The sequence below is a fragment of the Bhargavaea massiliensis genome (assembly GCF_050480245.1).
Taxonomy (GTDB): Bacteria; Bacillota; Bacilli; order Bacillales; family Anoxybacillaceae; genus Anoxybacillus.
On the sequence record NZ_JBCNEQ010000077.1, the window covers coordinates 1 to 17,613 of the forward strand.

The 17,613-nt window shown below is 42.0% G+C and carries 22 protein-coding genes and 1 pseudogene; 10 read left to right on the plus strand and 13 right to left on the minus strand.

Annotated features, from left to right (window positions below):
- Positions 1–175, plus strand: a pseudogene (locus ABEV15_RS13235) (IS66 family transposase); the annotation flags it as partial.
- Positions 176–328: 153 nt separating this feature from the next.
- On the opposite strand, the gene rlmD reads toward ABEV15_RS13235, so the two are convergent.
- From rlmD to tnpA, 6 genes are all read right to left on the minus strand, one after another.
- Positions 329–1,687 (minus strand): 23S rRNA (uracil(1939)-C(5))-methyltransferase RlmD, encoded by a 1,359-nt coding sequence (rlmD, locus tag ABEV15_RS13240; protein ID WP_498853477.1) that lies wholly within the window; start codon positions 1,685–1,687, stop codon positions 329–331.
- A 12-nt stretch (positions 1,688–1,699) separates the two neighbouring features.
- Positions 1,700–2,548, minus strand: coding sequence for a DNA-3-methyladenine glycosylase family protein (locus ABEV15_RS13245; RefSeq protein WP_498853478.1), 849 nt, complete (start codon positions 2,546–2,548; stop codon positions 1,700–1,702).
- 51 nt (positions 2,549–2,599) lie between these two features.
- On the minus strand, positions 2,600–3,364 hold the full coding sequence (gene pdaA / locus ABEV15_RS13250; RefSeq protein WP_051035135.1) for a delta-lactam-biosynthetic de-N-acetylase: 765 nt from the start codon (positions 3,362–3,364) through the stop codon (positions 2,600–2,602).
- Between the two features lie 103 nt (positions 3,365–3,467).
- A complete protein-coding gene (locus ABEV15_RS13255; protein WP_498853479.1) occupies positions 3,468–4,991 on the minus strand; it encodes a fumarate hydratase in 1,524 nt (507 codons plus the stop codon).
- Between the two features lie 192 nt (positions 4,992–5,183).
- The gene (tnpB, locus tag ABEV15_RS13260; RefSeq protein ID WP_498853480.1) at positions 5,184–6,296 is read right to left on the minus strand and encodes an IS200/IS605 family element RNA-guided endonuclease TnpB; all 1,113 of its coding nucleotides are present in this window, start codon (positions 6,294–6,296) and stop codon (positions 5,184–5,186) included.
- Positions 6,297–6,308: 12 nt separating this feature from the next.
- Entirely contained in the window at positions 6,309–6,710 is a 402-nt protein-coding gene (gene tnpA / locus ABEV15_RS13265) for an IS200/IS605 family transposase (protein WP_498853481.1), read from the minus strand.
- Positions 6,711–7,042: 332 nt separating this feature from the next.
- Between tnpA and yfkAB the strand changes: the two genes are divergently transcribed.
- Positions 7,043–8,167 carry a radical SAM/CxCxxxxC motif protein YfkAB gene (gene yfkAB, locus ABEV15_RS13270; protein WP_004888867.1) on the plus strand — a complete coding sequence of 375 codons (1,125 nt, stop codon included), beginning with the start codon at positions 7,043–7,045 and terminating at the stop codon, positions 8,165–8,167.
- Between the two features lie 34 nt (positions 8,168–8,201).
- Here yfkAB and ABEV15_RS13275 read toward each other — a convergent pair whose 3' ends face one another.
- On the minus strand, positions 8,202–8,954 hold the full coding sequence (locus ABEV15_RS13275; protein WP_498853490.1) for a YfkD family protein: 753 nt from the start codon (positions 8,952–8,954) through the stop codon (positions 8,202–8,204).
- 174 nt (positions 8,955–9,128) lie between these two features.
- Between ABEV15_RS13275 and ABEV15_RS13280 the strand changes: the two genes are divergently transcribed.
- Both ABEV15_RS13280 and ABEV15_RS13285 read left to right on the plus strand, forming a co-directional pair.
- Positions 9,129–10,301 (plus strand): MFS transporter, encoded by a 1,173-nt coding sequence (locus tag ABEV15_RS13280; RefSeq protein ID WP_498853482.1) that lies wholly within the window; start codon positions 9,129–9,131, stop codon positions 10,299–10,301.
- 65 nt (positions 10,302–10,366) lie between these two features.
- The gene (locus ABEV15_RS13285) at positions 10,367–10,513 is read left to right on the plus strand and encodes a BH0509 family protein (RefSeq protein ID WP_004888862.1); all 147 of its coding nucleotides are present in this window, start codon (positions 10,367–10,369) and stop codon (positions 10,511–10,513) included.
- Positions 10,514–10,719: 206 nt separating this feature from the next.
- On the opposite strand, the gene ABEV15_RS13290 is transcribed toward ABEV15_RS13285, so the two are convergent.
- From ABEV15_RS13290 to ABEV15_RS13300, 3 genes are read right to left on the minus strand one after another with little or no spacing between them, the layout of a single operon-like run.
- Entirely contained in the window at positions 10,720–11,553 is an 834-nt protein-coding gene (locus ABEV15_RS13290) for a YihY/virulence factor BrkB family protein (RefSeq protein WP_498853483.1), read from the minus strand.
- A 19-nt stretch (positions 11,554–11,572) separates the two neighbouring features.
- On the minus strand, positions 11,573–11,836 hold the full coding sequence (locus tag ABEV15_RS13295; protein WP_091702996.1) for a glycine/betaine ABC transporter substrate-binding protein: 264 nt from the start codon (positions 11,834–11,836) through the stop codon (positions 11,573–11,575).
- A 14-nt stretch (positions 11,837–11,850) separates the two neighbouring features.
- Entirely contained in the window at positions 11,851–12,321 is a 471-nt protein-coding gene (locus ABEV15_RS13300; RefSeq protein ID WP_429634189.1) for a low molecular weight protein-tyrosine-phosphatase, read from the minus strand.
- A 79-nt stretch (positions 12,322–12,400) separates the two neighbouring features.
- Between ABEV15_RS13300 and ABEV15_RS13305 the strand changes: the two genes are divergently transcribed.
- A complete protein-coding gene (locus tag ABEV15_RS13305) occupies positions 12,401–12,619 on the plus strand; it encodes a DUF1128 domain-containing protein (RefSeq protein ID WP_498853484.1) in 219 nt (72 codons plus the stop codon).
- On the opposite strand, the gene ABEV15_RS13310 is transcribed toward ABEV15_RS13305, so the two are convergent.
- From ABEV15_RS13310 to ABEV15_RS13320, 3 genes are read right to left on the minus strand one after another with little or no spacing between them, the layout of a single operon-like run.
- On the minus strand, positions 12,614–12,754 hold the full coding sequence (locus ABEV15_RS13310) for a hypothetical protein (protein WP_498853485.1): 141 nt from the start codon (positions 12,752–12,754) through the stop codon (positions 12,614–12,616). The genes ABEV15_RS13305 and ABEV15_RS13310 overlap by 6 nt on opposite strands.
- A 2-nt stretch (positions 12,755–12,756) precedes the next feature.
- A complete protein-coding gene (locus tag ABEV15_RS13315) occupies positions 12,757–12,885 on the minus strand; it encodes a hypothetical protein (RefSeq protein WP_498853486.1) in 129 nt (42 codons plus the stop codon).
- Positions 12,840–13,139: a hypothetical protein gene (locus ABEV15_RS13320; protein WP_498853487.1), complete on the minus strand. Its 300-nt coding sequence runs from the start codon at positions 13,137–13,139 to the stop codon at positions 12,840–12,842. The genes ABEV15_RS13315 and ABEV15_RS13320 overlap by 46 nt, the downstream gene beginning before the upstream one ends.
- A gap of 187 nt (positions 13,140–13,326) precedes the next feature.
- On the opposite strand from ABEV15_RS13320, the gene ABEV15_RS13325 reads away from it, so the two are divergent.
- Genes ABEV15_RS13325 through cobA form a run of 5 tightly spaced genes read left to right on the plus strand, consistent with a single transcriptional unit; the run spans position 13,327 to position 17,585 of the window.
- Complete coding sequence (locus ABEV15_RS13325) at positions 13,327–14,034, plus strand: phosphoadenylyl-sulfate reductase (RefSeq protein ID WP_429633320.1); 708 nt, start codon at positions 13,327–13,329, stop codon at positions 14,032–14,034.
- A gap of 13 nt (positions 14,035–14,047) precedes the next feature.
- A complete protein-coding gene (cysP, locus tag ABEV15_RS13330; RefSeq protein ID WP_429633318.1) occupies positions 14,048–15,094 on the plus strand; it encodes a sulfate permease in 1,047 nt (348 codons plus the stop codon).
- Between the two features lie 44 nt (positions 15,095–15,138).
- On the plus strand, positions 15,139–16,218 hold the full coding sequence (gene sat / locus ABEV15_RS13335; RefSeq protein ID WP_498853488.1) for a sulfate adenylyltransferase: 1,080 nt from the start codon (positions 15,139–15,141) through the stop codon (positions 16,216–16,218).
- Positions 16,215–16,802: an adenylyl-sulfate kinase gene (gene cysC, locus ABEV15_RS13340; RefSeq protein WP_429633314.1), complete on the plus strand. Its 588-nt coding sequence runs from the start codon at positions 16,215–16,217 to the stop codon at positions 16,800–16,802. Before sat ends, cysC begins: the two co-directional genes overlap by 4 nt.
- 9 nt (positions 16,803–16,811) lie before the next feature.
- Positions 16,812–17,585: a uroporphyrinogen-III C-methyltransferase gene (cobA, locus tag ABEV15_RS13345; RefSeq protein WP_498853489.1), complete on the plus strand. Its 774-nt coding sequence runs from the start codon at positions 16,812–16,814 to the stop codon at positions 17,583–17,585.
- The last annotated feature ends 28 nt before the right edge of the window (positions 17,586–17,613 follow it).

Genomic DNA, 17,613 nt, shown 5'->3' on the forward strand with positions numbered 1-17,613 from the left:
GGTTAAAGTCAAAGAGAACATTTCGGGTACATTTCGCGAAGAAACATTCGCCCAGTCGTTTTGCATCACAAGAAGCATCATTTCCACACTGACGAAACACGAAAAAAACGTGTGGGATTCGTTATGTCTTCTGTTGACGGGCGAAACGATAGATCGTGTTCTTTCCGCTACGTAGGGCATTTTCTATGACTGAAATGCCCTATTTGTGCTGGTCTTTTTTATACACTAGCACTGGGGTGAATAGTTACTTTTTTACGATGGATGCTTCTCCAAAACAATTTTTCGTAGCTTCTGCCTATCAATTCGATGGTGACATCGTTTTCATCCATTACTGCCTCACCAGCTTCGCGACACTCTCGACATGCGCCGTATGTGGAAAAAGATCGAACGGTTGAATGTATTCGATGTGATAGTGCTTTGCAAGGGTGTCGATGTCGCGTGCGAGGCTGGATGGGTTACAAGAGACGTACACGACTGTTTTCGGTTTCACTTGTAACATCGTTTTTAATAAAGCGTTGTCGCAGCCTGTTCGTGGAGGGTCGACAACGATGACGTCTGGCTTCCACCCTTCTTTCACCCATTTTGGCAACAATACTTCCGCTTTTCCAACCGCATACGTGACGTTGGTGAAGCCGTGACGTTCGGCATTTTGGCGCGCATCGTCAATCGCTTCGGGGATCGTATCCATACCGCGCACTTCTTTTGCCTCGCGAGCGAGCCAAAGCCCGATTGTGCCGACGCCGCAATATGCGTCGACGACGCGTTCGTTTTTCGTTAGTGCTGCTGCTTTTTTTACTTCGTCGTATAGCTTGATCGTTTGAATCGGATTAAGCTGGAAAAAAGCGCGGGCGGATAGTTCAAATGAAAAATCGCCAAGCACTTCTTGAATGTACGGTTCACCTGCGAGAACGATCGTTTCATCGCCAAAAATAAGCGACGTTTTTTGCCCGTTAATGTTTTGCGCGATCGATTTCACTTCTGGCAAACGGCGTTTCACTTCCGCTACAAACAGCTCTTTACGCGGCAGTTCTTTCGTCGCTGTCACAATGACTAATTGTACATCACCTGTAAAAAATCCGACCCGGGCGACAATCGTGCGCACAACACCTGTTTTCTTTCGTTCGTGATAAACCGGAATGCGCAAATCTTGTAAAATCGCTTTCACGACCGTTGTGACGCGATTAGTCGCGTCATGTTGAATCAAGCAGCGGTCAATGTCAACGAGCTCGTGCGAGTTCATGCTGTAAAGTCCAGCGATGACACGCCCTTTTTTCACTCCGACTTGAAATTGGCTTTTATTGCGATAATGCCACGGGTCTTCCATTCCGATCGTCGGACGAATATGAAGTGCTTCTACATTTAATCGGCTATGGCGTTCCAGTGCTTGAATGACGATATCTCGTTTTGCCTCTAATTGCGCGTGATAGTCAAGATGTTGCAGTTGACATCCACCGCACCGTTCATATACTGGACAAGGCGGCTTAACACGATGAGGGGAGCGTTTTCGTATGCGCACCATTTTTCCTTCTGTATACGTTGGGTACACATTCGTCGCTTGAACGACGACTTCTTCTCCTGGAAGCGCTCCTGGAACGAACACCACTTGTTTTTTAAAATAGCCGACCCCTTCTCCGTTAATGCCTAATCGTTTAATCGTTAATGGAAATTGCTGTCCTTGTTGTAGCATTGCTTATCTCCCCTATTCTATACTTCTCCACAAATACAAAGCGGCATAGCTTGCATATGGTTCCCACATTCGTTGAAATGCGTCCATTTCTTTCATCGTCGGGCGATGATCGAGCTGAAATGTTCGTTCAATCGCCCGTTGCAAACCGACGTCTCCTTTCGGGAATACATTTGGACGCCCCAGACCAAACAATAAAAAATTTTGCACCGTCCACGGACCGATGCCACGGATCGAAAGAAGCTGTTTCGCCACTTCCTCGTCAGAAAGCGAATGCATCTCTTCTAAGCGCAACTTTCCTTCTACGATAAGCCGTGAAATATCAATAATATATTGCGCTTTTCGCTCACTTAACGACAAAGCCCGCAATTCATCATATGAAGCATTGGCGACGCGCTCAGGCCGCGGATAAATGTATACATCCCCGAGACGCTCACCAAATGTATGGACAAAACGTTCCGTTAGCCGATGAGCCACTTTCATATGAATTTGTTGGTGAATAATGCATTTCATTAAACAAAAATATAAATCAAATTCTAATACAAGCGGTGTTCCTTCATGAGCGATAAATACGTCGCGCAAATTTGTTTGTATAAAATGATGGTGAATGAAAGCAAGCGGCCTGTCCCAATGAAAAATGCGCGAAAGACGCGCGATCACTTCTTCTTTATGCTGTTCTTCGTCACACGACACGACAAACGCAGGTTTCTCTTTTGTTCCAACGCTTTTCACGCACGCAAGAAGCGGCTTTTCGTTCACATACAGCGGAACGGTGATTTCGTTATGATGAATACGTATAAGCGGATCGTTTGCCAGCTGTTCGCATACTCGCGTAAAATCGTATGGAGGCTGAACATGAATCATTACCATCTCTCCCCTTTCCCATTGTATCAAAACAAATCCCTTTGCACATCGTCAAAGGGAAAAAATCCAAGTAGGAACATTGATTTTTTGCAACATGAAATCGTCTAAGCTTTTAAAAACATATCCTTCTTTTCGCAAATCGTCAATAATTTTAGCAAGCGCATCGGCATTGTCTTTGGATACTGTATGCAGCAATATAATCGCACCCGGATGAATTTGTTTCATGACGTTATTGTAGGCATACAACCAACCTTTTTGATCGTGCACGTGCCAATCGACGAACGCTAACGACCAAAAAACATGATAATAGCCGAGTTCGCGCGCAATACGCATCGTACGCTCATCAAAAATGCCGCGTGGAGGACGCATGTAGCGCATATGCTTCTGACCCGTCAACAGTTCTGTTTTCTTTCTAACCATCTCTAGCTCCTCACGCAACTTTTCATCGCTGACGGTCGTTAAATCGGGGTGGTGCCATGAGTGGTTACCTACAATATGCCCTTCATTGACCATACGTTTGACTAAATCAGGGGCAGATTGTAAATAATGACCAGTTACAAAAAACGTCGCAGGAACGTTTTTTTCTTTAAGCACGTCTAAAATTTGCGCTGTATAGCCATTTTCATATCCGTTATCAAACGTTAAGTAAATATGTTTTTTCGTCGGATCGCCTAAATAAAAAGCATCGTATTTGGCGAGTAGTTCGTCTAACTGTTTCCCAGCAGAAGGAGGAAGATGATTTTCACTTCGCTTAAACCCCCATGACATCGCATCAACTTGACTAAGCGGAAAACATAAAAAGAAAAAAAGCAACATGATCGTTTTTTTCACTGCTTGCACCTCCGTATTCATTTCAATAATAGGTTGTGCAAAAAGAGATATAAAAAATCCGCCTAGCTCATCACTAGACGGATTTCCATTAAAATACACGTTCTTTAAACTGGGCTAATTTTTCAAGCGATGATTTTTCGACGTCTTCGTGCAGGCTGTTACCGTGTGAATCCATCGTGACGACGGCGGTAAAGTCTTTTACACGCAAATGCCACATCGCTTCTGGAATACCAAACTCTAAAAAGTCAACACCTTCGACCGACTGGATACAGTCCGCATAATATTGCGCTGCACCACCGATGGCATTTAAATACACGCCCCCATGTTCTTTTAACGCCGCCAACGTTTTCGCCCCCATGCCACCTTTTCCGATGACAGCACGAATACCAAATTTTTTCATAATTTCCCCTTGATAAGGCTCTTCGCGAATGCTTGTCGTTGGACCAGCTGCTTTCACGTGCCATTTACCATTTTCATCTTTTAACATCACCGGCCCACAGTGATAAATGATTTGACCGTTTAAATCCACAGGGGCATCATGATCCATTAAATATTTATGAATCGCATCTCGTCCTGTGTAAATCATGCCGTTAATGCGAACGACATCACCTACTTTTAACGAACGAATTTGTTCTTCTGTAATTGGCGCTTCAAGCACCACTTCACGCCCTTCGCCCACAACTTCCGTTTCTTCTTGTTGGAAGTCGACGTCGTCTCCCTCTTGATATAGCCATTCTTGAATATCGCCCGTATGCGGATCAATGATAACGCCTAAGCGGCGGAATGCCCAACAGTTGTATGCGACAGAAACGAAAAAGCTTGCCGGGATGCGGTGCATGACACCGATTTTACAGCCGAGTAGCGTTGTTTCTCCGCCAAATCCCATCGTGCCGATGCCGAGTTTATTCGCTGCTTCCATAATGTATTCTTCTAATTTGCGCAAGTCTTCATTCGGGTTCACATCGTCAACAGGGCGGAATAGCTGCTCCTTCGCTAAGTCATATCCGGCAGAGCGGTCGCCGCCGATGCCAACGCCAATAAATCCTGCGCTACATCCTTGTCCTTGCGCTTGATATACCGCATGTAAAATACATTTACGAATGCCATCTAAGTCACGACCGGCACGACCGAGCCCTTCTAATTCACATGGCAAGCTATATTGAATGTTTTTATTTTCACAGCCGCCACCTTTTAAAATTAAACGAACATCAATATAATCTTTTTCCCATTGCTCAAATTTCACAACAGGCAGTCCGATCCCTAAATTATCACCGCTATTTTCGCCTGTTAGCGAATCAACGGAGTTTGGACGCAATTTCCCGTCTTTCGTTGCTTGAGCGATTGCTCGCCGAATTGCCTCTTTCATCTCCATTTGATTGACACCTACAGGGACTCTAATTTTAAACGTCGGCAACCCGGTATCTTGGCAAATTGGCGATACATTTTCATCTGCCATTTGAATGTTTTGTACGATCGTAGCAAGTGACATGGCCGCCCTCGTTCCTGCGTTTTCGCGTAGCTTTGCTTTTAAAATGGCACGTCGTACATCTTTCGGCAATTTCGTTGACGTTTCAACAATCAGCTTGTACATACTTTCTTGAAACTTTTCCATCACGATTCCCTTCCCCTTTGTTCAATATGTAACAATTTTTCGAATTCTCCACTTGTATTATACATCTTTGTGAACCTCCCACGGCTAAAGTCGCGGGCTTCTCACTTCGCAGTGAGAATTTCCTGCTTCATCGTCCTCGCAACCTACTAACTCCACAGGCGTATGATTCCGACAGTTCCTGCCGTACGATATTTATGCAAATAAACCTAATTCTTTTAAGCCTTGTTGTAGTATATTTTTTGCAGCGTTCTCGTCTCTTTGATGAATCGTACCACAATGATCGCAAACCCATTCTCTTATGGATAATAACTTTACTTTTTTGTTTACACACCCACACGCTGAACAAGTTTGCGATGATGCAAACCATCTGCTTATTTTATGATACGTTCTGCCATACCACATCGACTTATATTCTATCTGTCTGCAAAATTCACCCCATGCTACATCCGATATTCTTTTAGCGAGACGTGAATGTTTTATCATGTTTTTCACAGCTAAATCTTCGCTAATGATTACTTGGTTTTCGTAAACAATTTTCGAAGATAGCTTATGTTGAAAATCTTTTCTAGTATTACTTATTTTTTCGTGTACTTTTGCCACCTTAACTCTTTGCTTGTTCCAATTTTTACTTCCTTTTTTCTTTTTTGCAAGTTGTCTTTGCAGCTTTGCCAATTTCTTTTCATACTTTGATATGGCTTTAGGGTCTTTTATGTGGTTGTTGTGATTGTCTATTAGAAATTCTTTTAGACCCAAATCAAAAGCATACACATGATTGTTTTTTGGTAATTGTTCTATTTCAGCATCAACTAATATGGATACAAAATACTTTCCACTCGGCACTTGAGAAATAGTGGCAGACTTTATTTGTCCATCAAACTTTCTATGCAACTTACATCTTACCCATTTAAGTTTTGGAAGTTTGATTTTGTTGTTATCAAAATCAACCTCTATATTGTTATTAGTGAAATTAGTCGTATAGCTGTATTTGTGTGATTTTTTTGTTTTAAATTTAGGAAAGTCAGACTGTTTTTTGAAAAAATTATGAAAAGCACTATCCAGATGATAAATCGCATTAGTTAAGGCAAATTTATCTACTTCTTTCAGCCACACAAATTCGCTTTTTAACTCCCTGTTACAATGATTATTACAATCCGTTTTAGACATTTGTTTCTTTTCTGTTTCATACAACTCTATCTTTTTAGCGAGATAATAATTATATACAAATCTTACACAACCAAATGTTTTAGCTAATTGTATTTTTTGTTCTTCGTTGGGATATAAGCGATATTTGTATGCCCTTAACATAGATAAACTCACCTACCTTTCCTTTTGGGAGTGAATATAATTTCTTATTTGTTCTTCTGTATGTTCACTAACTGTTGCGACAAAATAAGATGGATTCCAAAGATGTCCTCCCCAAAGTTGTTTCTTTAACTCTGGGTATTGTTTAAATAACAACCTCGCACTTACACCTTTTAATGCCTTAATCATATCTGGTATATAATGCTGCGGACTACATTCTATGAGTAAGTGTATGTGGTCTAAATCTCCATTGATTTCTTGTATCACAAACCCATTTTCTGTAGCAATCTTGTGCAATATTTCCACCAAACATTGTTCTATTTTGCCAGTTAATATTTTGCGTCTATATTTCACACACCATACGATATGGTATTGAATAGAATAGACATAACCTCGCCCGTAATGTATTTTTGCCATATATTATCACCTAATTGTAGGGTAACATGTGCATGGGCAAAAATCAAGTTTTTATCTGGTTTTATAGCCACATGATAAATAACATATGTTAGTGTCCTTACTCATGACTAAAGTCACGAGAATGCAGACGCATATTTTCTTCAAGCACTTCAAGAAACATATTTAAGCGCGTTTTTAAATAGGATAGTTGTAGATTTTGATCTGATACTGCGTTGCCCAACGTCGTCACCTTGCTTTTTCCTTATCGTACGCAATCGCAACATCGTTGACAATCGTTCCATTTCGTTTGCATAATTATCGTTAGGTCTATTTTAATTAAAAGGAGCTTGATTATGGGAACATTATTGCGTCAAGCGATTACCCCTACATTTGACCCATGGGAAGCATATATGGATGTCGAACAGTACGGCAGCATGCAGTTGACAAATATCGAATTTACGACAACGACGCTCTGTAATATGCGTTGTGAGCATTGTGCAGTCGGTTATACGTTGCGTACGAAAGATCCTGAGGCGCTGCCGCTTGATCTCCTTCTTCGCCGCCTCGATGAAATTCCACATTTGCGCTCGTTAAGCATTACAGGCGGCGAGCCGATGCTTTCGATGAAATCTGTTGAGCAATACGTCGTGCCGCTGTTAAAATACGCACATGAGCGGGGGGTGCGCACACAAATCAACTCGAACTTAACGCTCGATTTAGAACGGTACGAAAAAATCATCCCCTACTTAGATGTTTTGCATATTTCGCATAATTGGGGCACGATCGATGATTTTGTCGAAGGCGGTTTTGCGATGATGGAGAAAAAGCCAACCGTCGCACAGCGTGAACGTTATTTTATACGCATGATCGAAAATGCACGTGCCATTTCGAAAACGGGCGTCATCGTATCCGCGGAAACGATGTTAAATAAACGGACACGTCCACATTTAGAAACGATTCATCGCCAAATTGTAAACGACATGGGCTGTAAACGACATGAAGTGCATCCGATGTATCCGAGTGACTTTGCGAGCAACTTGGAAACGTTAACGCTCGATGAACTGCGCGAAACGATTCATCATTTGCTCGATATACGGGATGAAAACGTTTGGATGTTGTTTGGCACGTTGCCGTTTTATCCGTGCAGCGACAACGAAGAAGATTTAGCGTTGTTAAAACGTTTATATGCAAGTAAAAATGTTACAGTACGAAACGATCCAGATGGACGTTCACGGTTAAACGTCAACATCTTTACAGGCGACATTATTGTGACTGATTTCGGTGATGAACCGACGCTCGGAAACATTCAAACCGACTCGCTTCTTTCTGCTTATGACAAATGGATGGCATCTCATTTAGCAAAATCACTAAACTGCCACTGCCCTGCGGTGAAATGTTTAGGACCGAACGTGCTCGTGAAAAACCGTTATTACCCAGACGTTGATTTTACGACGCGAAAAGCAAAAATTGAACGATAAAAAGCTTGTCGAACGCTCGACAAGCTTTTTCTTGTCATCGTGGTACGTCGCTAGCAACAAATGCGAATGATAGACGGTCTTGCACAGGAATCCAAGCACCGATACCTTGCGATGTTACGTTTTTCACGACAATGCTTTTTTTCTTTCCTTTTAAGACGATATATACTTCGCCATACGTCACTTTTCCTTTTTCATTGACTGCCGGGGCGTAAGCATATAAATAGCCTAACTTTTTCGGCGGAACGTTATACGCTTGTTCCTTTTTCGTCCCCATGCCGATCCATGTGCTGAAAGAGAGCGGTAAATTTGTTTTTTTCATCGCTGTTAAAAGCATCATTTTTTTCACATCTTCTTCGTTCGGTATGCTTGCCGTTAGGCCTCCGCGCACTTGTTTTTGCATCTCTTGGCGATACATCAATCGAACAGCCGTTTTCCCACCACGATTGTCAATAAAGTTTGTATTCACTTTTTGATACTCCCAGTTCGTTGATGTTTCTATCGATTCGTAATTCAACGGCCATTGCCCTAAATAAATCGTCGCTTCGTAACCAATCGCAAATGGCGTGCTTGAAATCGACGATTCGTTTAAAAGACGAATTAATTCCGGATTTTCAATTTTTACATTCGCCGACTGAAGCAGTTGTTTCGCTAGTTCGCTCGGTTGTAAATGCGGCAAATTTTGTGTCGGATTCGGATACGTATTTTCTTTTGAAATGTCAATGACCGATGAAGGAAGTTTGACAGTTGCTTCACTAATCGTTGGCATACATGCGAAAATGAGTATCATGCTTAAAGCAAACCATCTTTTCATGGTGTAAACTCCTTTCTTTTTCCGTCGTTCATCGTTATTTTTTTCAAAAGTGAGCAATTTATCCTTCCCATAAAAAAAATCCACCATTGTTGCTTCTTTTCATGAAACGTTTTAACATCGAACATAGTGAACGTATTACAGGAGGTCATTATGCAACAACGTCATTTTTTCATCTTAGTTAGCATCGTCATGATTTCAGGGCTTTCTCAAGGACTGTTGTTACCGCTCATTTCTGTCATCTTTGAACAGAGCGGCATTCGTTCTTCGTTGAGCGGCATACATGCGACAGCGATGTATATCGGCGTCCTAATCGTCTCTCCGTTTTTAGAACGCCCACTTCGTCGTTACGGCTTTAAACGTCTTATTATGCTCGGTGGAGCGATCGTTATTGCTTCTTTAGCGATGTTTCCGATTTCATCATCACTATCGTTTTGGTTTGTGCTTCGTTTGTTAATCGGAATTGGCGACCATATTCTTCATTTCGGTTCTCAAACGTGGATTACGTCTGCCTCGCCCGCTCACCGACGAGGTCGCAACATTTCGTTATATGGCTTGTCGTTTGGGGTCGGCTTTATGATCGGTCCGCTTCTCGTTCCGCTTGTTCACATACATGAGTCGTTGCCGTTCATTGTTTCATCATTGCTTAGCTTATGTGGATGGATGTTATTATTTTTTCTCCCGCATGCCTATCCTGAAACAGAGCAAGCTGAAAAAATTGGCACGCTACGCTTTTTTCGTGCGTGGAAACAAGCGTGGCCAGCTTTGTTGTTGCCATTTGGTTACGGCTTTTTAGAAGCATCACTCCATAGCATGTTTCCCGTGTATGCGTTACGAAACGGCTTACACGTGGAGACGGTTGCGATGATGCTTCCGGCGTTTGCGCTTGGCGGAATCGCTTTTCAACTCCCGCTTGGCGTATTAAGTGATCGCTTCTCGCGAAAAGCGATGATCACCGTTTCGTTAACCGTCGGATCGATCTGCTTTATCATTGCACAATGGTTCATTTCTCCTGTGCCGTTGACAGTCACCTTTTTTGTCGCAGGTATGTTTGTTGGTTCACTTTTTTCGCTCGGCATGGCGTATATGACCGATTTGTTGCCAAAATCACTTCTTCCTGTCGGCAACATATTGTGCGGGATGTTATATAGCATCGGCAGCATATGTGGGCCTGCGATTGGGGGCATTGTATTACAACAGCAAGAAAGGCTATTTTTCTTTAGCGTGAGTTCGCTACTGTTTCTTTTATTACTTGCCCAGCGTCCGCTCACGAAATTTTCAAAATATTTTTCAAAAAAACAAGAAAAAAACATTGACGCTTTTTAAGCCTCTGTTATATAATACAATTAAACAAAACAAACTGTTTTAAAACAGAGGGGAGAGCGATGATGATGAGTAGAGAAGAAAGAAAAAATATGATTGAGTTTATTACAAAATTACGGAGCTTTAATCAAGAACAACTCGTTTATATGACTGATGAAGAAATCGAACATATTTACAACCAAACATACTATCATTACGAAGAAATCGCAGAATAAAGAGGGATGCGTGCCGCATCCCTCTTCTCTTTAGTGATATCCGTTTTGTCCATTCGCACTGCTACTCGTTTTATGTTTCGGGCGGTTTTTTCCTTTTTGCTTTGTTCCGCCGTCTTTTTTCGTTTTTTTCGTCACGTATATTCCCCCTTCATATCCACGTTCACTTTTAATATGGTTTAACCGCGTTTTTTTATAAGAGGGAATAACTACCGTATGCGCATATTTCCTTCTCGTTTACAACAAAAAATAGCGTTTAGCTCCCCACCTAATACAATCATCATGCCAGATAAATAAAACCAAACCATTAACGCAATAATTCCGCCTAAGCTGCCATACATCGCAGAATAGTTACCGAATTGGTTTACATAGGTAGAAAAAGCAAGTGAGACGCCCATCCAACCTACAGTCGCAAATAACGCTCCTATCCATACGTCGCGAAACCGGACATGTTTGCTTGGGGCAAAAACGTATAACACAGAAAAAACAAAAAATAAAATGACAAAGCTAACAAACCAACGAATCGTTTCCCATACGTGTAAAAACACATCGGAAAGACCAAACGCTGAAAAAAGAAATGTACCGATCATTTTTCCGAATACAGGGAAGACGAGCGCGACAATAATGACAAAAATCATCGCAAAAGTAAGCAAAATCGAAACTCCACGAGCAACGAGAAAAGAGCGTGTTTCTTTCACATCGTATGCTCGATTTAATGCCCGAATAATGGCCGACATACCGTTCGATGCAGCCCACACCGTAGCAAGCACGCTAAAAGATAACCACTTTCCACTTTGCGCTGCTATAAGTTGTTTAATGTTTGTCTCAATTAAATGCGCCGTTTCGCTTGGCGCATATTGACTGAAAAAGGCGATCACATCTTCGTGCGGGATAGGCAAATACGATAAAAACGTTAACAAAAACAGTAAAAATGGAAATAGCGACAGCAAAAAGAAATATGCTAACTCAGCGGATAAATCAAAAATTTCATCTTCTTCAAACCGTTTCATTAGCTCACGAACGACAGAAAAGCTAACAATCATCTCCCACCCCACCTCGCTTCTACGAGGAACGTTTACGAATCAGCTCCTCTATCCACTCCATCACTTGTGGTGTTGTTTCTTTTACTTCACTTAGTTTATTCACAATAAACTGCAAATCATTCATCATCTCGTCTACATGTTGTCTCGTTTGATGAACAGTCTCCTTTACTTGTTCTACGCTATCCATCCACTCACGACACGTTTCTTTAATGACTTGTCTTGTTTTATTATTCGCTAGCAACAAAGCTATCCCTGCTAATGCAATCCATTTCCCTTTTCCCATCGTCTTCTCCCCCTTCACAACGAATGATCTCGCTTTATTCGCTCTAATATATGTTTACATCCTTCTTCGACTAATTCGTACACTTCTTCAAAATTTCCTGTAAAGTACGGATCAGGGACATCGTCTACTCGGCGGTTTGGCACAAAATCCATAAAGCGAGCAATAACAGCGTGCGACTGATCGCCGACAAGGGAACGAAGATGAGCGATATTCTCGCTATCCATTCCAATCACATAATCAAACGTATGAAAGTCTTCTTTTGTAATTTGACGCGCTTTTAATCCTGTAAAATCAATTTGTTTTTCTGTTAAAATGCGCTGTGTCCCGTGATGTGGCGGCTTGCCAATATGCCAATTGCCTGTTCCTGCCGAGTCAACAGAAATGACATGATCGAGCCCTTCTTGCTTCACAAGATGACGAAATACAGCTTCTGCCATTGGAGAACGACATATGTTGCCTAAACAAACAAATAACACCCGAATCATTGCTTTTCACCTCATAACGTAGAATAAGTAGAATGAACGGTCAAACCATGGTACAATGAACACAATCATATACGAAAGGATGACGAATGTGCATTTATCCGTTGAACAAATGATTGAACAAATAAAAGAAAAGCTGAAAGTATTAAATTTTGATGCCATTAAACCTCATCATTTTGACGAGCAATTATACGATGAGTTAAAAGATATACACGATATGGTTATGAAAAAACAATCGTTTAGCCCAAGCGAAATGCAAGCAATCGTCGAAGAGCTCGGAAACTTACGAAAAAAATTATAAAATCGCCTCTCCTGCCATAAGTAGCGACGGATGATCAACAAGCGAAATTTCCTCATGTGTATCCATATATCGGACATATGGACGTTGCATATGCTCGACAATTTTTGTCACAATAGCGGTTCTTCCGTCGCTCATTTTCACCATCGTTCCTGTTCAAGCGATGTCGCTGGAATGACCGCTAACACTTTTCTTTTTTTTACTTCATCAACGAGCTTTACCGCTAGCTTAAACAATGAACGAAGCGGCAATTCTTCTTTTTTACGCACCGCATCAAACGATTGCTCAACAACGTCAATGCGTCGATCCATGACGGCATATCGAGCAATTCTTCAAGTGTGATGCCGTCAGACACCGCATCTTCAACAAATACATAGCGAATATCCGTTTGTTTTAAACGTTCTACATATTTTGGGTGAATTTTTCTTCCTGCTGCTAGTAGTACACGACGATGGCGGTCATAAATCGGACGTGCCAATTCCATCGTTCGTTCATCGTACTCCTCTAATAAAATGAGTCGCAACCATCTTCCACTCCCTTCGACACTTCCATACAAACAGTATAATCATGTTTTTTTTCGTTTGCTATGACGTTTTTTAAAAAATAAATTCCGATAGAAAAACTAGGATTGACATTTAAGTGAATTATGTTAAAATTTAAAACAATCAAACGGAAAAGGTGTTTTAAAAATAAAGAAAGGGAGATGAGACATGATTACGTATGAAACGTGGGATAGTGAACAAAAACCCACTTTCCCAATCGACAATAATGAAAAAGGGGCACTACATGTGCTCACGTGGGCTTATGACCATTACGGAGATGACCTTTTGTATGCATGCAGTTTCGGTATTGAAGGGATCGTGTTAATCGATCTTATTTCTCAAGTGCGTGACGATGCTGAAATTGTGTTTCTCGATACAAACTTACATTTTTCAGAAACGTATGAAACAATCGAACGCGTCAAACAAGCGTATCCACGCTTACGCATTCATTTACAAACACCTGCTTTATCGCTTGCCGAGCAAGAAAAACAATTTGGTGCTGAACTTTGGAAGAGAGATCCAAACAAATGCTGCGAAATAAGAAAAATTATCCCATTGCGTCAAGCTATGACAGGAAAAAAAGCGTGGATCTCCGGACTGCGCCGAGAACAATCGCCAACGCGACAGCATGTCGAATTTATTAATCTTGATAAAAAGTTTAAAAACATTAAAATTTGTCCACTCATTCATTGGACATGGAAAGACGTATGGCGCTATGTTCATCGCCATCATCTCTCCTATAATCCGCTTCATGATCGTGGTTATCCGAGCATCGGCTGCGCCCCATGTACAGCACCTGCTTACACCGAAGAAGATTTACGTTCTGGACGATGGGCTGGGCTAGGAAAAACAGAATGCGGCTTACACGAGTCGTGAAGGTGGGAGAGAAGTGATTACAGTCGCCTTTATCATCGCTTTTTTCTTTGCGATGAACATTGGAGGAAGCGGAGCAGCTGCAACGATGGGAGCTGCTTACGGTTCAGGGACGTTATCAAATAAACGAATCGCTTTATTCATATGCGCCATTGCCATTTTTCTCGGCAGCTTAAGCGGGGGAGAAGTCGTGAAAACGATCGGCTCTGGCATCGTCCCTACATCTATTTTGCAAACGGAGCTTGTCGTCATCGTCTTAGCAGCCGCTACCATTTCATTATTTGCCGCAAACATGCTCGGCATTCCGTTATCAACAAGCGAAATTACGGTTGGAGCTGTTGTTGGAGCTGGCATTGCGTATCAAAGTTTATACGTCAGCAAGCTTATGTGGATCGTTTCGTTTTGGATCATTACACCGTTCGCTGCTTTTTTTCTCGCTTTTTTCATTAGCAAGTGGATAAAAGGAAAAACATTGAAACAAAACAAATGGATTGGTTTGTTGCTCATTATCGCTGGATTTTTCGAGGCATTTTCTGCAGGAATGAACAATGTCGCAAATGCTGTTGGTCCCCTTGTTGGAGCAGGTTTATTATCTGTCCAGCACGGCATCATTTTTGGTGGATTGTTCGTGGCACTAGGGGCGCTTTTGCTTGGCAGCCGCGTGCTAGAGACGAACGGGAAAAAAATTACGACCTTCTCTCAACTTGAAGGGTGCATTATTTCAGGAATCGGCGCAACACTCGTTATCGTTTCATCTCTTTTTGGCCTTCCCGTTCCGCTCACACAAATTACGACATCAGCCATCATCGGCATCGGCACAACAAAAAGTGGCTTTTCGATTTGGCAAAAGCAAATTGTCATTCAAGTGCTAAAAGTATGGATTGTCTCGCCTATTTTTTCACTAGCTGTCTCATATAGCTTAATTAAATTGTTCCTTCATAGCGACATTTACACAGCAATTGCAATTGCCAGCGTCTGCTTCGCTACACTTGGAACGATTAGCTTAAAAAAGACAGTGATGGAAGAACGTCGCTCCTCTCACGAACACGGTGGCGGCATTTAATCCTAGTTATTTTATAAGAATAATAAATTTAGGAGGCATCGCAAATGAAACAAATTGTATTAAGTAAAGCGGAGTTAAGTGACCTTGAATTACTTGCTATCGGTGGATACGAACCACTGACCGGTTTTTTAGGAAAAGACGATTATGAGTCGGTTGTTGAAACGATGCGGTTAACAAACGGGGCTGTATGGAGCATTCCGATTACGCTTGCGGTAACCGAACAACAAGCAAAACAACTATCGCTCGGCGATGAAGTCCAACTCGTTTATGAACAAACCGTATACGGCACAATGGAAGTACAAGATATATATCGCCCAGATAAGCGAAAAGAAGCGCTTTTTGTATACCAAACAGAAGACTTAGCACACCCTGGCGTTAAAAAATTATTTGAAAAACCAGATGTATATATTGGAGGCCCTGTCCAACTTGTACGCCAAACAGACAAAGGAATTTTTACACCGTTCTTTTTTACACCAAAAGAAACAAAACAACGATTTGCGGAACTTGGTTGGAAAACGGTCGTCGGGTTTCAAACGCGCAATCCGGTTCACCGTGCTCATGAATATATTCAAAAATGTGCACTTGAAATTGTCGACGGTCTTTATTTAAACCCGCTCGTTGGGGAAACGAAAGATGATGACATCCCAGCAGACATTCGCCTAAAAAGCTATCAAGTGTTGCTTGAACATTATTATCCAAAAGATCGCGTTTTTCTTGGAGTATTTACAGCTGCCATGCGCTATGCTGGCCCACGTGAAGCCATTTTCCACGCGCTCGTACGTAAAAATTTTGGTTGCACGCACTTCATTGTCGGACGTGACCATGCGGGAGTTGGCAACTATTATGGCACATATGATGCACAAAAAATTTTCTTGCAGTTTACGAACGAAGAACTCGGCATTACCCCTCTCTTTTTCGAGCATAGTTTTTACTGCACAAAATGCGAAGCGATGGCATCAACAAAAACGTGCCCGCACGACGCAACTGCCCATGTCGTTCTTTCCGGAACAAAAGTGCGTGAAATGTTGCGCGCCGGTGAGATGCCACCAAGCACATTCAGCCGCCCAGAAGTCGTGCGCGTGCTGATGGATGGATTGCAAACAGTTGGAGGTGGGCGGTCATGAATATCGTTTGGCATCAAGAAAGTGTGACAAAAAAAGATCGAAGAAAGAAGAACAACCATCATAGCTTCGTTCTTTGGTTTACCGGATTATCGGGATCAGGGAAATCCACGTTAGCGAACGCTGTCGCGAAAACGTTGTTTGAACAAAACGTTCAATGTTACGTACTTGATGGTGATAACGTGCGTCACGGTTTAAATAGCGACTTAGGTTTTTCTGCCGAAGATCGCACCGAAAATATTCGTCGCATTGGTGAAGTCGCGAAATTGTTTGTAGACAGCGGCCAAATCGTGCTCACGGCCTTTATTTCTCCTTTCCGCCAAGATCGCCAACTCGTTCGCAATAAACTAGAACAAGATGAGTTTGTAGAAGTTTACGTCCGCTGTCCGCTTGAAACGTGCGAACAACGTGATCCAAAAGGGTTGTACAAAAAGGCGCGTAGTGGCGAAATTCGCGATTTCACCGGCATTGATTCGCCATATGAACCACCGCTTTCACCAGAACTTGTTGTCGATACAGAACAATATTCGATTGAACAATGCGTGCAACAAATTGTTTCTTACTTAAAAAATAAACAATGGATTTAGGTGGAGACAATGGGGAAAGTATATTTAGTCGGCGCAGGTCCTGGGGATCCCGAACTCATTACTGTGAAAGGATTAAAATGCATTCAACAAGCAGACGTCATTTTATACGATCGCCTGATTAACGAACAGCTACTATCGTATGCCAAAAGCGATGCTGATTTGATTTATTGCGGAAAATTGCCGAATTACCATACAATGAAACAAGAAACGATTAATTACCTTTTAGTCAAGCATGCGAAAAAAGGGAAAACGGTCACGAGATTAAAAGGTGGCGATCCATTTATGTTTGGACGCGGTGGCGAGGAAGCGCAAGCACTTATGAAACACCGCATTCCTTTTGAAATCGTTCCAGGCATTACATCCGGCATCGCTGTTCCAGCATATGCGGGTATCCCTGTAACTCATCGCGACTTTAGCACAAGTGTTGCGTTCGTTACAGGCCATCGCCGATGTGATGCCACAGATGCAGTACAGTGGGAACATTTAGCGAAAGGAGTCGATACGCTCGTCATTTATATGGGCGTAAAACAACTCCCTTTCATTTGTAAACAGTTACAATTATATGGAAGAAAACCTCAAACTCCCGTTGCAATCATTCAGTGGGGAACGCTCCCTCAACAAAAAACAGTTGTGGCTACATTAGGAACAATTGTGGACGTTGCAAAAAAACAAGAGATTGCTAACCCGAGTATCATTATTGTCGGAGAAGTTGTTCAGCTGCATGAACAACTGCAATGGTTTGAAACGATGTTAGAAGAAAAAATGGCTCATGGAATGAGGTAACATGTCGACTACCCCCACTTAGCTAACG

What these genes read in the sequence shown, in the direction of transcription:
- ABEV15_RS13325 (WP_429633320.1), top strand. Translation starts at nt 13,327, where the DNA reads ATGATTACGTATGAAACGTGGGATAGTGAACAAAAACCCACTTTCCCA.
- ABEV15_RS13255 (WP_498853479.1), bottom strand. Translation starts at nt 4,991, where the DNA reads ATGGAAAAGTTTCAAGAAAGTATGTACAAGCTGATTGTTGAAACGTCA.
- rlmD (WP_498853477.1), bottom strand. Translation starts at nt 1,687, where the DNA reads ATGCTACAACAAGGACAGCAATTTCCATTAACGATTAAACGATTAGGC.
- ABEV15_RS13295 (WP_091702996.1), bottom strand. Translation starts at nt 11,836, where the DNA reads ATGGGAAAAGGGAAATGGATTGCATTAGCAGGGATAGCTTTGTTGCTA.
- cysC (WP_429633314.1), top strand. Translation starts at nt 16,215, where the DNA reads ATGAATATCGTTTGGCATCAAGAAAGTGTGACAAAAAAAGATCGAAGA.
- ABEV15_RS13310 (WP_498853485.1), bottom strand. Translation starts at nt 12,754, where the DNA reads ATGAGCGACGGAAGAACCGCTATTGTGACAAAAATTGTCGAGCATATG.
- ABEV15_RS13275 (WP_498853490.1), bottom strand. Translation starts at nt 8,954, where the DNA reads ATGATACTCATTTTCGCATGTATGCCAACGATTAGTGAAGCAACTGTC.
- ABEV15_RS13290 (WP_498853483.1), bottom strand. Translation starts at nt 11,553, where the DNA reads ATGATTGTTAGCTTTTCTGTCGTTCGTGAGCTAATGAAACGGTTTGAA.
- tnpA (WP_498853481.1), bottom strand. Translation starts at nt 6,710, where the DNA reads ATGGCAAAAATACATTACGGGCGAGGTTATGTCTATTCTATTCAATAC.
- sat (WP_498853488.1), top strand. Translation starts at nt 15,139, where the DNA reads ATGAAACAAATTGTATTAAGTAAAGCGGAGTTAAGTGACCTTGAATTA.
- ABEV15_RS13300 (WP_429634189.1), bottom strand. Translation starts at nt 12,321, where the DNA reads ATGATTCGGGTGTTATTTGTTTGTTTAGGCAACATATGTCGTTCTCCA.
- ABEV15_RS13305 (WP_498853484.1), top strand. Translation starts at nt 12,401, where the DNA reads ATGACGAATGTGCATTTATCCGTTGAACAAATGATTGAACAAATAAAA.
- tnpB (WP_498853480.1), bottom strand. Translation starts at nt 6,296, where the DNA reads ATGTTAAGGGCATACAAATATCGCTTATATCCCAACGAAGAACAAAAA.
- pdaA (WP_051035135.1), bottom strand. Translation starts at nt 3,364, where the DNA reads ATGTTGCTTTTTTTCTTTTTATGTTTTCCGCTTAGTCAAGTTGATGCG.
- cobA (WP_498853489.1), top strand. Translation starts at nt 16,812, where the DNA reads ATGGGGAAAGTATATTTAGTCGGCGCAGGTCCTGGGGATCCCGAACTC.
- ABEV15_RS13245 (WP_498853478.1), bottom strand. Translation starts at nt 2,548, where the DNA reads ATGATTCATGTTCAGCCTCCATACGATTTTACGCGAGTATGCGAACAG.
- ABEV15_RS13280 (WP_498853482.1), top strand. Translation starts at nt 9,129, where the DNA reads ATGCAACAACGTCATTTTTTCATCTTAGTTAGCATCGTCATGATTTCA.
- ABEV15_RS13285 (WP_004888862.1), top strand. Translation starts at nt 10,367, where the DNA reads ATGAGTAGAGAAGAAAGAAAAAATATGATTGAGTTTATTACAAAATTA.
- yfkAB (WP_004888867.1), top strand. Translation starts at nt 7,043, where the DNA reads ATGGGAACATTATTGCGTCAAGCGATTACCCCTACATTTGACCCATGG.